The sequence below is a fragment of the Litoreibacter albidus genome (genome assembly GCF_900107015.1).
Lineage (GTDB): Bacteria > Pseudomonadota > Alphaproteobacteria > Rhodobacterales > Rhodobacteraceae > Litoreibacter > Litoreibacter albidus.
Genome location: NZ_FNOI01000001.1, coordinates 534,603 through 548,811 on the forward strand (window position 1 = coordinate 534,603; position 14,209 = coordinate 548,811).

Annotated in this window: 11 protein-coding genes; 8 read left to right on the top strand and 3 right to left on the bottom strand. The window is 61.5% G+C overall.

The genetic code is table 11. The features are described from left to right. Window positions 1–74: 74 nt before the first annotated feature. Window positions 75–1,523: a TrkH family potassium uptake protein gene (locus BLW66_RS02680; RefSeq protein ID WP_089945643.1), complete on the top strand. Its 1,449-nt coding sequence runs from the start codon at window positions 75–77 to the stop codon at window positions 1,521–1,523. 1 nt (window position 1,524) lies between these two features. Beyond that, on the top strand, window positions 1,525–3,108 hold the full coding sequence (locus BLW66_RS02685; RefSeq protein WP_089944639.1) for a thiamine pyrophosphate-binding protein: 1,584 nt from the start codon (window positions 1,525–1,527) through the stop codon (window positions 3,106–3,108). A 45-nt stretch (window positions 3,109–3,153) separates the two neighbouring features. Here the strand turns inward: BLW66_RS02685 and BLW66_RS17840 are convergent, their stop codons facing one another. The 3 genes from BLW66_RS17840 to BLW66_RS02695 form a co-directional block, all read right to left on the bottom strand. Then, window positions 3,154–3,330, bottom strand: coding sequence for a hypothetical protein (locus tag BLW66_RS17840; RefSeq protein WP_170833374.1), 177 nt, complete (start codon window positions 3,328–3,330; stop codon window positions 3,154–3,156). Between the two features lie 56 nt (window positions 3,331–3,386). Continuing rightward, the gene (locus tag BLW66_RS02690; protein ID WP_089944642.1) at window positions 3,387–3,995 is read right to left on the bottom strand and encodes a LysE family translocator; all 609 of its coding nucleotides are present in this window, start codon (window positions 3,993–3,995) and stop codon (window positions 3,387–3,389) included. 96 nt (window positions 3,996–4,091) lie between these two features. Then, entirely contained in the window at window positions 4,092–5,834 is a 1,743-nt protein-coding gene (locus BLW66_RS02695) for a serine protease (protein ID WP_089944645.1), read from the bottom strand. 191 nt (window positions 5,835–6,025) lie between these two features. Between BLW66_RS02695 and BLW66_RS02700 the strand changes: the two genes are divergently transcribed. The 6 genes from BLW66_RS02700 to BLW66_RS02725 all read left to right on the top strand — a co-directional run bounded on the left by BLW66_RS02700 (window position 6,026) and on the right by BLW66_RS02725 (window position 14,202). Further along, the gene (locus tag BLW66_RS02700) at window positions 6,026–6,979 is read left to right on the top strand and encodes a glycine--tRNA ligase subunit alpha (RefSeq protein WP_089944648.1); all 954 of its coding nucleotides are present in this window, start codon (window positions 6,026–6,028) and stop codon (window positions 6,977–6,979) included. Beyond that, on the top strand, window positions 6,976–7,500 hold the full coding sequence (locus BLW66_RS02705; RefSeq protein ID WP_089944651.1) for a DUF6446 family protein: 525 nt from the start codon (window positions 6,976–6,978) through the stop codon (window positions 7,498–7,500). The genes BLW66_RS02700 and BLW66_RS02705 overlap by 4 nt, the downstream gene beginning before the upstream one ends. Window position 7,501: 1 nt before the next feature. After that, window positions 7,502–9,673 carry a glycine--tRNA ligase subunit beta gene (glyS, locus tag BLW66_RS02710; RefSeq protein ID WP_089944654.1) on the top strand — a complete coding sequence of 724 codons (2,172 nt, stop codon included), beginning with the start codon at window positions 7,502–7,504 and terminating at the stop codon, window positions 9,671–9,673. A 76-nt stretch (window positions 9,674–9,749) separates the two neighbouring features. After that, entirely contained in the window at window positions 9,750–12,326 is a 2,577-nt protein-coding gene (locus BLW66_RS02715; protein ID WP_089945645.1) for a putative PEP-binding protein, read from the top strand. A gap of 198 nt (window positions 12,327–12,524) precedes the next feature. Next, complete coding sequence (locus BLW66_RS02720; RefSeq protein WP_425283322.1) at window positions 12,525–13,157, top strand: cell wall hydrolase; 633 nt, start codon at window positions 12,525–12,527, stop codon at window positions 13,155–13,157. 103 nt (window positions 13,158–13,260) lie between these two features. Continuing rightward, window positions 13,261–14,202, top strand: coding sequence for a dihydroneopterin aldolase (locus BLW66_RS02725; RefSeq protein ID WP_089944660.1), 942 nt, complete (start codon window positions 13,261–13,263; stop codon window positions 14,200–14,202). The last annotated feature ends 7 nt before the right edge of the window (window positions 14,203–14,209 follow it).

The following is a 14,209-nucleotide window of genomic DNA, read 5'->3' on the forward strand; positions in this document are numbered from 1 at the left end:
GCGGTGCACCGGATGCCCCGTCTTGCGCACGCCGCCGCTTGACACTTCGCCAGCACCTCTCCAAGCCTTGGCGCATGTTTGACGTGCGCCCAGTGGCCTATGTGATTGGCCTACTCACCGCTTGCCTCGGGGCTTCCATGCTTTTGCCGATGGCGCTTGATATGTATGTGGGCAACGGCCATTGGCCCGCCTTCGCAGAAAGCGCGATCATCACGGCAGGGGCAGGGACGCTTGTGGCGGTAGCAACGTCAAACGGCGTGGCCGACCGGCTGAGTATTCAGCAAACCTTTCTTCTGACCACAGGCGTGTGGCTAGCGCTGCCGATCTTCGGGGCCCTGCCACTTTATGTTGGCGCAACAGAGGCCCGCTACGTTGATGCCTTCTTTGAGGCCATGTCGGGCCTCACCACGACGGGCGCGACGGTGTTCACACAGCTGGAGGACCTGCCCGAAGGCCTAAAGCTCTGGCGGTCTATGCTGCAGTGGTTCGGCGGCATCGGCATTATCGTTGTGGCGATGGTGTTCTTGCCGGAACTGCGCGTGGGCGGGATGCAGATCTTTCGCTCAGAAGCTTTTGATACTATGGGAAAAGTGCTGCCGCGTGCGGTGCAAATCGCGGCGCAGATATCCTACTTTTACGTCGGGCTGACGGTCGCCTGCGGCGTAGCCTACGTCATCGTCGGCATGTCCCCGTTTGAGGCCCTGAACCATGCCCTCACAACCATGTCGACGGGCGGGTTTTCAACCTCTGACGCATCGTTCGGCGCGTTCCAAGGGATCGCGGAATATGTCGCGTCGTTCTTCATGATTTTGGCGTCGCTGCCCTTCGTGCGCTACGTGCAGTTGCTGTCTGGTTCTGCCCGTCCGTTGTTGCGCGACAGTCAGTTGCGCGCGTATCTCGCCACGATCCTTGTGTTCACACTCATCTTCACGCTGTTTCGCCTCTACGTGTTTGGTGACCACCCCGAAGAGGGGTTTCGCGAGGGATTGTTTAACGTCGTCTCGATCATCTCGGGCACGGGCTATTCCAGTGTGGACTACCAGCTTTGGGGCAGTTTCGCCGTCGCGACGTTCTTCTTTTTGGGGCTCATAGGCGGCTGCGCGGGCTCCACGGCCTGTTCGGTGAAAATCTTCCGCTACCAGTTGCTGTTCGCGTCGATCAAAGCCCAAATCCGCCGCATCCACACGCCGCACGGCATTTTCCAGCCCCGCTATGACGGCAAACCTGTGGGCGACGACGTCTTGTCGTCGGTGATGTCGTTTTTCGTGATGTTCGTGGTGTCGCTCGGCATCTTCGCCGTGCTGCTTGGCATGACAGGCTTGGATTTCATCACCTCCCTGTCTGGGGCCGCCACGGCGCTGGCCAATATCGGGCCGGGGCTTGGGAGTGAGATCGGACCTGCGGGAAGTTTCGCAAACCTCAATGACACGGCCAAGTGGCTGTTGGCTGCAGGCATGCTTGTCGGTCGGCTGGAGCTTCTGGCCGTCTACGCAATTTTTACCATTCGCTTCTGGAGAGCCTGATATGTCTACCAAACCCTTGGGTGCGCAACTGTCGCATATGCTGAAAAACCGTGGTGTTGAGGTGATTTTCGGCATCCCTGGTGTGCACAACCAAGAGATGTATCGCGGGATTGAGGAAGCGGGCATAACCCACGTGCTGGCCCGCAACGAGCAGGGCGCAGGCTTCATGGCGGACGGCTATGCTCGCGCCACCGGCAAGCCGGGTGTGGCGTATGTGATCACTGGGCCGGGTCTGTGTAACATCATGAACCCCATCGGGCAGGCCTATTCGGACAGTGTGCCCATGCTGGTTATCGCGTCATGCTTGGATGAAAGCGTCGCAACGCGCGGTCAGCTTCATCAGATGCTGGATCAAGAGGGCGCAGGTGCGACCGTTGCGCAGTGGTCGCAGACCGCGCGCACCGCTGATGCGGCCTATCATCTGGTGGACCGTGCGATGCTGGAATTCCAAACCTCCCGCCCAAGGCCCAAGGTGATGAACGTGCCGATCGCGCTGCTGGAGGGCAACGCGGAGGACGCGCCAGACCATAAGGTACAGATTGCTTTCGACGCGCCGGAGGCGTCGCAGATCGAACGCTTCGCTAGGGTGTTGCAAGACGCGCGCCACCCCGTCGTAATTTTGGGCGGCGGTGCCGTGCGCAGCGAGGATCTGGGGGCGCAAATCGCCGAAGCTGCGGGTGCTGTGGTGTTCACGACCTACGCGGGGCGCGGGCTGTGCGCAGAGGATGCGCCGCTGAACTTCGGTGGCACATTGGGGCGTGGCGGCAGCGCCGACATCATGGCGCAGGCCGACGTGGTGCTGGTGCTGGGCAGCGAGCTGTCAGAGTGTGACCTCTGGCGCGACGGGTTGGGGCACACATGCCCGCTCATCCGCGTCGACCTTGACCCCGAAGTGCTAATTGACCGCCACCGCGCCACGGATCCCGTGCTCGCCGATTGCACGGTTTTCTCTGAGGCGTTGTTGGCCGCGATGTCCCCATCAGACAGTGACTGGAAACCTGCGACCGTTGCCAGCCTGCGCGCGCAGTGGCGGCGCGAGACGGATATGGACCGCCCGGGGATCCTGCCTTTGGTCGACGCCCTGCGCGCGGTGCTCCCGCCAGAGACGATGGTGTTCTCCGACATGACGCAGTTCGCCTATGTGGCCAATGAAACCTTCCCGATGGACCGTGGCGGTCATTGGCACCACCCGTCGGGCTTCGGCACGCTCGGCTACGCGCTGCCCGCTGCGATTGGTGGCAAGGTCGGGGTGGGGGATCAGCCCGTCGTATCCATCAACGGCGACAGCGGATTCCAGTACAATGTGCAGGAGCTTGCGACAGCGGTGGAGTTGGGGCTGAGCCTGCCGATCATTGTGTGGGACAACGGCAAGCTGAAAGAAATCGAGGATAGCATGACCGCCGCGCAAATCGCGCCGAACGCAGTCATCGCGCGCAACCCGGAGTTTCTGCGGCTGGCGGAAGCCTACGGCGCTCATGCGGTGGCCCCGCGCTCTATCGCGGCGTTTCAGCAGGCGGTGACAGCGGCGCTGTCAGCGGACGGTCCAACGCTTATCCACATCACGCCAGAAACAGCGCAGGCCTAAGGCCGACGCTAGGACTGGCCTGTTTCACGACCGAAGGCCGCGCGATCACTTCTTGTCGCGCGCGGCTTTCTCTTCTTTGGTCAGCTTGTTGTTCCAAACATTATTGCTCAGGCCCAGTTCGGCCTTAAGCGGTTTGGTCTTGCCGACGCTGACTTTGCCGCCTTTATTCAGGAATTCCTGAATAAGGGCGTCATCTGTGGTCTCTTTAGGTACATGTTTCATAGGGCAAGCTTAACCGCTCGAACTGGGCGGGGCAATGACCACTCGGGCGCTGCACCTCAGCTTGAGGCCGCGAGTTTCGCACCAAGAAAGCCGAAGGTTCCTGCGAAGCACCGCTTGATCCATCTCATCACCGAAGGCCGCTTGATCACATAGTCCCGCGCATAGGATGCAAACGCGCCGTAAAGCACGAAAGCGGCGAAGGTGATCACCATGAAGACCACCGCCAACCACGCCAGAGCGGCGGCGGCATTCGTCGCCGACGGCGAAATGAACTGCGGCAGAAACGCGAGGAAGAACAACGACAGCTTAGGGTTCAAGACGTTGAGCAACGTGCCCGTCGTCGCAATGCGTGTGTAGCCAACCTGTTCCTTGCTTTCCGACAGGTCCATCACTGTGTCGTCCTTCAGGATTTTCCAAGCCATGTAGAACAGATATGCGACCCCGAGGAACTTGATCACTTGAAACGCCAAGGCGCTGGTATGAAGCAGGGCCGCCAAGCCGATAATGCTGGCCACAGCCGCCGGAACAATGCCCAGCGTGCATCCGAACGCGGCCGCGACACTGGCCTTGAACCCGTGCCCAAGCCCGATAGCCAATGTGTAGATCACCCCCGTACCGGGCAGCAGGACCACCACAAGGGATGTCAGGAAAAACTCAAGCGTCATGGTGAAAGCCCCGCAAAATCATAATCATTTGTAAAACCGCATCATGCGACATCTTCGATCCAGCTTCAAATGAGCGGGGCAGCACCTCCCACGCGGCTATTCCCAGCAGTTCACCAATACCGTCATGTCGGTGCCCAAGGTGGCCAAATCTTCGGCGTCCAATGTCTTAACGCTGTCGTTCGCCACGGCGGTCACACCGTTCTCGCTCAGAAACGTGGCCAATTCGCTGGCCTTCAGGGCAAATCGCACACCGCTTGGTAGCGCTTTGCCGGACAGATCGTGGTCGACCAACATACCCGACACCGCGCCGGAGCCGCTAAGTACTGGCCCCCCCACGTCGCCGGGCAGGGCGTCAAGCTCCAAGCGCGCCAGTTCGGCCTCGCCGCCCAGACCCTTCAAATCCTCCAGCGTGCCGTAGGTCAGCGTCGGCGCATCCAGCGCGCCCTCATAGGAATAGCCCGCCACCGCCACGGCGCTCCGCAGCCGTCCTGGGCTGGTGGCAAATGCTGCGTAGTTCAGTGGCACAAGGCTGGTCGATGGTGCCAGCAGGGCCAAGCCGTTGCCTGTGGCGGTAACAGTGGCCTCATAGGTGTTATCAAGTGTAATGCGCCCGCAAGATGCCACCGTCTCGGCGGTGGTCAACACATGCCCGCGCCCGTCCACATAGAAGCCGGAGCGCGATTGCAGCGGTTGGCGCACATCCAGACCGGACAGCAGGTCCACGCCTTGCGTCGCTGCGTCCGATAGATCGGGGGTCAGAGTGCCCTCGGTCACAGTCATGCTGTCTTGCATAATCTCGATCACACGGGCCATGTCGGCGGCCTTGGCGGGCGGATATACCAGCGAGAACCCTTTGACGTAGCCCCCTTCGGCGCGGGCGTAGGTGTAGGAATGAATGTCCTCGTTCTGCCCCGTCAGCGTGAAGGAGCGGCGGCCCTTGGAACGTTCACCCTCCAGCGGCACGATCTCCAGCGTTTGCATGATCTCATAAAGGCCAAACAGCGTGTCTGCATCGCCCGGTTGCGAGATCAGCATGGCCTGCATGCCGTTGCCGTCTTTTTCGCGGTACTGCACGAAGGGGTATTCGTATTTGTCGAATTCCACGAGGCCGATTGGCATGGTGATCTCGATGCCGGCCTTTTCTTCCTTCACCACCCCAAGCCCCAAGGCCGCCAAAGCGCTGGTGTAGCTGTCGGTCAACTGGGCGCGCTGTTTCGTGGTCAGGATGCCCGTTGCCTGATAGCCGTTGGCCTCTTGCCACTTCGCCATGGAGGTGCGGGTGCCTTTGCCGAACGATCCGTCGATGGACGACTTGTAGAAGCCAAACCACTGGAGCGCGATTTGCAGGTCTTTCTTCTGGTCGCGGCTCAGCAGCCCCTCGCTTGCACGGGCTTCGCGCGGGGTTTCTTCCAGTTCCACCACCGGCGCGGGGGCCGCTGGCTCAACTACAGGCGCTTGTGCCACGGGGGCCTCTGCTTGTGGCGCCTCGACAGGGGCCGCGGGGGCCGTACCCGCCGCAGCCCCCACAGGCCAGAATTGTTTGCGGTAAGGGGCTTCGTCCGACAGGTAGCTGTCGGACGGGATAATGCCCGCACTGCGCAATTCGCGCAGCTTGGCGCGGGCTTCGTCCTCGCCGTAGGGGCCAAGCGCCAGCGCGTACCAGCCGGAGCTCAGGCGGAACCCGTTCACATCCTTCAGCGCGGAGCCATAGGCGCGGGCGCGCTCTTGTGCGGTGCGCAGGTCAGGCAGGGCCTCGACCTGTACCCATGTCTGTGCGGCAGCGGAGAACGCAACGCCAGAGGCGGTTAGAAACAAAGCTGCAAAAACGCTGCGCGACATACTCAAATCCTCATGGGTTTGACGGGCGGTCTGTGTGCCGCCCCGAATCTTAATTTGGCGCAAGTTACCACTTGGAACGGCGGACGCACCTGAAAAGCTTGTGTTCACGGCTGTGTTAGGGCGGTTCAGTTGATTGACCCCTCCACACGGGTTGCCTATTGAGAAGCCAAACCACCATTGGGGCAAGCATCATGGCCGAAACTACACTTGATACTGCGCAAAAGCCGCGCTCCTTTCAGGAGATCATCATGCGGTTGCAAAACTACTGGGCGGCCAAAGGCTGCGCGGTCCTGCAGCCCTACGATATGGAAGTCGGCGCGGGCACGTTCCACCCCGCCACCACGCTGCGCGCGCTGGGCTCCACACCGTGGGCTGCGGCCTATGTGCAGCCATCGCGCCGCCCCACGGACGGGCGCTATGGCGACAGCCCGAACCGCTGGCAGCATTACTACCAATACCAAGTGATCATCAAACCGTCCCCACCGGATTTGCAGGCGCTGTACCTCGGCTCGCTGGAGGCCATCGGCATCGACATGAAGATGCACGATATCCGCTTTGTAGAGGACGACTGGGAAAGCCCGACGCTCGGCGCGTGGGGGCTTGGTTGGGAAGTCTGGTGCGACGGCATGGAAGTGTCGCAGTTCACCTATTTCCAGCAGGTCGGCGGCCATGACTGCAAGCCCGTGTCGGGGGAGCTGACCTACGGGTTGGAGCGCCTCGCTATGTATGTGCTGGGCTTTGACGACGGCAATGAGATGCCGTTCAACGACCCGGATGCACCGATCCCGTTGACCTACGGCGATGTCTTCCGCGAGGCCGAGGCGCAATATGCGCGGTGGAACTTCGACGTGGCCGACACCGACACGCTGCTCCAGCACTTCAAGGACGCAGAGGCCGAATGCGCCCGTATCTTGGCTGAACCTGCGGACGACCCCAAAACCGGCCGCCGCATCGTCATGGCGCAGCCAGCTTACGATCAATGCATCAAGGCGTCCCACCTGTTTAACCTGCTCGACGCACGCGGCGTGATCTCGGTCACCGAACGCCAAGCCTACATCGGGCGGGTGCGCACGTTGACGGTCGCCTGTGCGGATGCCTTCGTGCAGACGGCGGCAGGGGGCTACTCCCCTGAAAACGCGGCATGAACGGTAAGGTAATTGGGATTGGCATCATGGTCATCGCACTGATCGCGGGCGCAAGCCTCTACTACCTGCAAGTCTACCACTACTATGCCAAGGTGGAGACCCCCGACGCGGTGGAACTTGTGTCCGTCGTAACCGGAGAGCCGGAGGAAATCATCGCGGATGATATCACCGCCATTGATGCCACTTCGTCGCCGATCCGCTACCGCGCATGTTTCGACACCCCGATGTCGCACGCCATGTTGACCGAAACCTACGAGCTGGCCGATGGCGCAACACCCCTGACCGCGCCCGACTGGTTCGATTGCTTCGACGCCACCGAGATTGGCGCAGGCCTCGAGGACGGCACCGCGCTGGCCTTTTTGGGCGGCAAGAACATCGAATACGGCGTAGACCGCATCGTGGTCATTTTTGAAGACGGGCGCGGCTATGTCTGGCAGCAGCTCAATGATTGCGGGCAGCGTGCCTATGACGGCACCGCCGTTGGCCCCGAATGCCCAGCACGACCGACAGAAAGTAACTGATATGCCTGATCTTCTGATCGAACTCTTCTCCGAAGAAATTCCCGCCCGTATGCAGGGCAAGGCCGCCGACGACCTGAAAAAGCTCGTCACCAACGGGCTGGTAGAGGCAGGGCTGACCTATGCCTCCGCTGGGGCGTTCTCGACGCCGCGCCGCCTGACATTGTCGGTCGATGGCCTGCTGGCCGCATCCCCCGCAGTCAAAGAAGAACGCAAAGGCCCCAAAGTCGGCGCGCCGGAGCAGGCGATGGCAGGCTTCTTGCGCTCCACCGGATTGAGCGAAGACCAACTGGAGGCCCGCGACGATAAGAAGGGCCAAGTCTGGTTCGCCGTGATCGACAAGCCGGGCCGCCCCGCCGCCGAGATCGTGGCGGAGGTGCTGGAGCACACTATCCGCACCTTCCCGTGGCCCAAGTCCATGCGCTGGGGCGCGGGCACGCTGCGCTGGGTGCGCCCGTTGCATTCGATCCTGTGCATCCTGTCCGACGAGACGGGGGCCGAGGTCGTTGATCTGGACATTGACGGCATCAAATCGGGCGACACCACGCGCGGCCACCGCTTCATGGCGCCGGACGCGTTTTCTGTAACATCTTTCGATGATTACGCGGCAAAGCTAAAGCGCGCGAAGGTCGTTCTGGACGCCTCCGAGCGCGCCGATCACATCTGGGCTGACGCCACCAATCAGGCATTTGCGCAGGGCATGGAAGTAGTCGAGGATCGCGGGCTTTTGGCAGAGGTCGCAGGGCTGGTCGAATGGCCCGTCGTCCTGATGGGCAAGATCGAGGAGCAGTTTCTTGATCTGCCGCCAGAGGTTCTCAAAACCTCGATGAAAGAGCACCAAAAATTCTTCTCGGTGAAGAACCCGAAGTCCGGCCGGATCGAGCAATATGTGACCGTCGCCAATATCGAGACCTCCGACCAAGGCGCGACCATTCTGGCAGGCAACGGGCGGGTTCTCTCCGCGCGTCTGGCCGACGGGAAGTTCTTCTGGGAAAACGATCTGCGCATCGCCAAGGGTGACAAAATGCAGCCGTGGATCGACGCGCTGGAAAACGTGACCTTCCACAACAAGCTGGGCAGCCAGAAAGAACGCATTGAGCGCATCGCCGCCTTGGCGCGTGAGATCGCCCCCGCCGTGGGCGCTGACCCTGATCTGGCAGAGCAGGCGGCGCGGGTCGCCAAGGCCGATCTGTCGTCGGAGATGGTCTACGAATTCCCCGAACTGCAAGGCTTGATGGGCCGCTACTATGCGGATGCCGCAGGGATGCCGCCTGAGGTTGGTGCAGCTTGCGAAGAGCATTACTCTCCCTTGGGGCCGTCAGATGATGTGCCGACTGCACCGGTTTCGGTGGCGGTGGCATTGGCGGATAAGATCGACACTTTCACGGCGTTTTGGGCTATGAATGAATTGCCTAGTGGGTCAAAGGATCCTTATGCTCTGCGGCGCTCCGCACTAGGATTGTTTCGGCTGCTGTCAGAGAACAATCACAATGTCTCAATCGCCGAATTACTTCATAGAAGCTTTGATGAACGTCTTGCAGTCACTGCGAAAATGCTACGGAATGTTATCGGGAAAGAAGCCTCCGACGAAAAGAAGGCCATTGTTGAAGAGGAGCTTCTAATAATACAAGCGACGGCCGAGAAACGGAAACATTCTCTGTTAACGTTCCTTCACGACCGCCTGAAAGTCTTCCTCAAAGACAAGGGCGTGCGCCACGATATCATCGACGCTTGCATCGCCATGGAAGGCAGCGACGATCTGAACCTTCTAGTCAAACGCGCCGAGGCGCTGTCTGACGCGCTGAAAACCGACGACGGTGAAAACCTGATCCAAGGGTTCAAACGCGCCAACAACATCCTCTCGAAAGAGGAAGAAAAAGACGGCGTTTCCTACGAGTTGGACCCCGATATCAAATTCGCGGAAAACGACGAGGAAAAGGCACTGTTCAAGGCGCTCGACACCGCCGAGGCCGTGATCAAACCCGCGATGGAACAGGGCGATTTCGCGACCGCAATGGCCGCTATGGCCAAGCTGCGCGGCCCGATTGATGCCTTCTTCGAGGCCACGCAAGTGAACTCCGATAACCCGATCGTGCGGCGCAACCGGCTCTGCCTGTTGCACCGGATCAGGACAATCTGTGGCGGCGTTGCCGATCTGACCAAGGTCGAAGGGTAACACCCGTCATAAATCGTTAACACAACCGTGCGTCACGCTTGCGTGGCGCACCATCTGCCCTATGCTGCAATGCAGTATGCTTGACCATTTAAACTTTGAGCTGATTACGCCCACCGCTGCTATCCACCGGAAGCTGCATGGCGCGCGGGCGAAATGCCTGCAGCGCCTTATCCGTCTGGATATGCCCGTGCCCGACACCGTCGCGATCTCCTCTGCGACCGTGCGCGCGATTGCAGGGGGGCAGCAGCCCGAAATGGCGCGTTTGCTGGAATACTTCGGCAGCTGGCCGGTGATCTCCGTGCGCTCCTCGCCGATCATGCCCGATTGGGGCGGGCCGGGGACCATTCTCAACATCGGCATGAACCGCGCCAACGAGGCGTTTTTCGCCTCGCGCTTGGGCTCCGACGCTGCGGCGGCTTTGCACCTGAAATTTATCCGCTCCTACGCCGTGGATGTGGCCCGTCTTGATGACGAGATGTTCGACATGCCCAACCTGACCGTCGAAAAGGCGCTTGCCGCCTATGAGGACGAGACGGATGAAGCCTTCCCGCAAGAAGTCGAAGTGCAGCTGTTCAACGTCCTGAAGTCCATGGCCCGCGCGTGGGAGGGCACATCAGCCCGCCTGCTGCGCATGTCCAAAGGCGCGCCTGAGAACGCGGGGCTGGGGCTGGTCGTGCAACGCATGGCGTTCGGCATGGGCAAGGGCGAAAGCGGCTCTGGGGTGATCCAGTTCATCAACTCCGACACCGGCGACGCGCAAGAGGTGGGCCGCTACAAGCGCCAAAGCCAAGGCCGCGACGCGCTAAGCGGCGGGCAAGACGACACGATGTACCTGACCCAAGACGAGCGCGGCCCGTCTTTGGAGGAGAGCCAGCCCGAGATATACACCGAGCTGCGCCGTTTGGGCCGCGTCGGACGCACGGGCCTGCGCGAAGAGATGCAGATCGAGTTCACCCTAGAGGGCGGTAACCTCTACATCCTCGACGCGGTCAGCGCGCCAAGAACCGCGCGCGCCGAAGTCGCGATCGTCACCAAGCTCGCGCATGACGAGATCATCTCCCGCGAGGACGCGGTGCTGCGCATAGAGCCGCGGGCGATATCCGAATTGCTCCACCAACAAGTGGCCCCCAAGGCCAAGCGCGACGTGCTGGCCGCAGGGATCGCCGCCAGTCCGGGGGCGGCAACGGGCAAGCTGGTGTTTGACAGCTTCGCCGCACAGACCTCTGCCGCGCAAGGGGAGGCGTGCATTCTGGTACGCCGCGAAACCAGCCCAGAGGATGTGCGCGGCATGCATGCCGCCAAAGGTATTCTGACCGAGCGGGGCGGCGCCAACGGCCACGCCGCAGTGATCGCTCGGGGGTTGGGCTTGCCCTGCGTCGCGGGGGCTACGGACCTCGACATCAATTCCAAGGCCCGCACCGTGACCGCCGCCGATGGCCGCGTCTTGGCGGAGGGGGATGTGGTCACGCTCGACGGGACGCGCGGGCAAATCCTTGTGGGTAGCGTCCCGCTGATAGAGGCCGGCCTGAGCGCCGCCTTCCGCGAGCTGCTGGAATGGGCAGACGAGATGCGCGATATCGGCGTGCGCGCCAACGCTGATACGCCGGAGGACGCGAAGGCGTCCATGCTCTTTAATGCAGAAGGCATCGGGCTTTGCCGGACGGAGCACATGTTTTTCGGCGAAGACCGCCTGACGGTTCTACGCGAGGCGATTTTTGCCGAAGACGCCGAAGACCGCGCCGCCGCCCTGACGCGACTGCTGCCTATGCAACGCGCCGACTTTCGCGACATGTTCCTGATCATGGCACCGCGCCCCGTGTGTTTGCGGCTGTTTGATCCCCCCTTGCACGAGTTCCTGCCGACAACCCGCGCGGGGATCGTGGAACTGGCGGATGCGATGGACATGAGCGCCCGCGAGGCGCAAGCACGGATTGACGATCTGGGGGAGGTGAACCCGATGCTCGGCATGCGCGGCGTGCGCTTGGGGATTACCGTGCCGGAAATCTACGAGATGCAGGCGCGGGCGATTTTCGAGGCCGCGATTGAGGCGTCGAAGGAAGGGGCCGTTGTCACGCCCGAAATCATGATCCCGCTGGTCTCGGCCAAGCGGGAGGTGGAAATCGTCAAATCCCGTATCGACGCCGTGGCCGCTGACGTGATGAGCGAAACGGGCCAGAAGCTGGAATACCGCTTTGGCGTAATGGTGGAGACCCCGCGTGCCGCATTGCGGGCAGGGGACATCGCCACCCACGCCAGCTTCCTGAGTTTCGGGACCAATGACATGACTCAGATGACCTACGGGCTGTCGCGTGACGACGCGGGGCGCTTCATGTCGGAATATGTCAATCAGGGAGTGTTCGCGGAAGATCCGTTTTTGGCGTTGGATCAGGACGGGGTCGGTGAACTTCTGGCGATAGCGTCCGAGCGGGGGCGGCAGGTGCGCTCCAAACTGACGCTATCGGTCTGCGGGGAGCATGGCGGCGACCCTGAAAGCATCGCGTTTTGTCGGTCCTTGGGGATGGACTACGTGTCGTGCTCGCCGTTCCGTGTGCCCGTCGCAAGATTGGCCGCAGCGCAGCTAGCGATTCGCGAACCTTTGGAAGGGGACGACGATCTGGAGTTCCCCGAAGAGGCCGGATTTGTTCCCCAATAGGGCCAATCCACCAGATGTTGGGCAAATATGCCCATTTTACGGCGAATTGACGCGGTAATCTGGCCACGGGTGGATTCCTTAACCAACAACGCTTAAATCCAGCCTCTGATGGCCATCTGGGGGTCATTGTAGAGGGGTTATGCCCCAAGGCAGTGAGTAATGGGTTTTTGTCGAACAGCATTTAGCGCTGTTGGCGCTGTGTGTGTGGCGTTGTCTGTGGGCAGCGCCTCGGCTGATGGGGTCACATCATCTTCGGCGGGGGCATCCTTGGCCTTCAACTCCGCGATTTTGCGCGCCGAGAAAGCACATCAAGTCGGCATCGCCGGATTGCAACCTGAACGGTTGCTCAAAATCTCTACTCCCGTTGGTCGCAAGGGCGCAGGAGCGGGCAAGCTGATCACCGACGCCAAATTGCTTAAAGCACTGCCGCCCGCCACTGGTGGCCCGCAGTGGCGCTGCCTGTCGGAAGCCTTGTACTTCGAGGCCCGCGGCGAAACCGTCAAAGGCCAGATCGCGGTGGCCGAAGTTATCTTGAACCGCGTGGCGTCCTCGCGCTTTCCTGACACCGTGTGCGGTGTGATCAATCAGGGCACGGGCCGCAAATACGCCTGCCAGTTCACCTACACCTGCGATGGCCGCCCCGAACACGTCAGCGAACCCGCCGCTTATGTGCGCGTCGGCAAGATCGCGCGTATGATGCTGAACGGCGCGCCGCGCTCCTTGTCTGGTGGGGCGACGTTCTATCATACAACGGCTGTTAATCCGCGTTGGGCCTCCAAGTTCCGCCGCACAGCACGCCACGGCGTTCACCTGTTTTACGCGCGGTCCTAAGTCTCGTAGACAATCGCAAATTGGTCGCAAATGAGCTGTTTCCTTCGGACACTGGCCTGTTAGACAACGCGCGACAGCAACTTGCGACCGGAAGGCCCGCCTTATGAGTTCCGACATCCGACTGGCATTCGCGCACCCGTCAGAGCGCGCCGAGGCAACCGCCCGTGGCGAGTTGCGCGACCGCATTTCGCTGCGGGACCACATCCGCGAGGTAGAAATCGGCGCGTTCCAGCAAGAACGCGGCACCTTGCAGCGCATCTGCTTCAACGTGGTGGTCGAGGTGCAATTGCCCGAACTGACAGGCGCAGGGGGCGTCGACGATGACGTCGATAAAATCCTGTCCTACGACACCATCACCGAAGCCATCGACCGTGAACTTCAGGCGGAGCGGCTGAACCTTCTTGAGACGCTCGCCGCGAAAGTCGCAGAGGATATTCTGGCCGACCCGCTTGCCGCGCGCGTGTTCGTGCGTATCGAAAAGCTGGACCGTGGCCCCGGTGCCCTTGGGGTGGAGGTCGTGCGCGACCGCGAGATGCTGGCGCGCCGCGTGGCGGAGCACGCGCCGGACGTGGCACCTTTGGTGGCATATCTGGGCAATGACGTGATCGGCTCCGCTGATTTGGGCAAGGTGCTGGACGCGTTGCAATCCAACGCTGCGCCGGTTGTCCTTTGCGTCCCCATGGCGCAGAGCGACGCACCGCAGGCAGAGCACCCCGCAGCGCAGCGCCGTATTGACCTGCTGGCGCTGGAGCAGAACGCATGGGTGCTGGCCGCGCGTGATCGCCGTTGCGTGGTTGTGTCGACCCGTACGGAGCTGGACTGGGCGATGAAGCACGACCAGATGAGCGTTTGGGCCCCGTCGAAACTGGTGTTGGACGCCACGGACGGCCCAGAGGCGGACACCCGCGACGCCGTCGCGCTGACCGAATGGCTCGCGGGTGAATTTGGGGCTGTGCAGGTGATCTCCGTCGGGGGCATGTCGCATGGCGCGGGGCAGGTGATGACACCGCGCGACCTGTTGGCAGCCGCACCGATCTTGGGCTAAACAGCCG

Bases quoted from the DNA above. Each gene is read 5' to 3' on its own strand.
- BLW66_RS02680 (WP_089945643.1), top strand. From the start codon at position 75: ATGTTTGACGTGCGCCCAGTGGCCTATGTGATTGGCCTACTCACCGCT.
- BLW66_RS02685 (WP_089944639.1), top strand. From the start codon at position 1,525: ATGTCTACCAAACCCTTGGGTGCGCAACTGTCGCATATGCTGAAAAAC.
- BLW66_RS17840 (WP_170833374.1), bottom strand. From the start codon at position 3,330: ATGAAACATGTACCTAAAGAGACCACAGATGACGCCCTTATTCAGGAA.
- BLW66_RS02690 (WP_089944642.1), bottom strand. From the start codon at position 3,995: ATGACGCTTGAGTTTTTCCTGACATCCCTTGTGGTGGTCCTGCTGCCC.
- BLW66_RS02695 (WP_089944645.1), bottom strand. From the start codon at position 5,834: ATGTCGCGCAGCGTTTTTGCAGCTTTGTTTCTAACCGCCTCTGGCGTT.
- BLW66_RS02700 (WP_089944648.1), top strand. From the start codon at position 6,026: ATGGCCGAAACTACACTTGATACTGCGCAAAAGCCGCGCTCCTTTCAG.
- BLW66_RS02705 (WP_089944651.1), top strand. From the start codon at position 6,976: ATGAACGGTAAGGTAATTGGGATTGGCATCATGGTCATCGCACTGATC.
- glyS (WP_089944654.1), top strand. From the start codon at position 7,502: ATGCCTGATCTTCTGATCGAACTCTTCTCCGAAGAAATTCCCGCCCGT.
- BLW66_RS02715 (WP_089945645.1), top strand. From the start codon at position 9,750: ATGCTTGACCATTTAAACTTTGAGCTGATTACGCCCACCGCTGCTATC.
- BLW66_RS02725 (WP_089944660.1), top strand. From the start codon at position 13,261: ATGAGTTCCGACATCCGACTGGCATTCGCGCACCCGTCAGAGCGCGCC.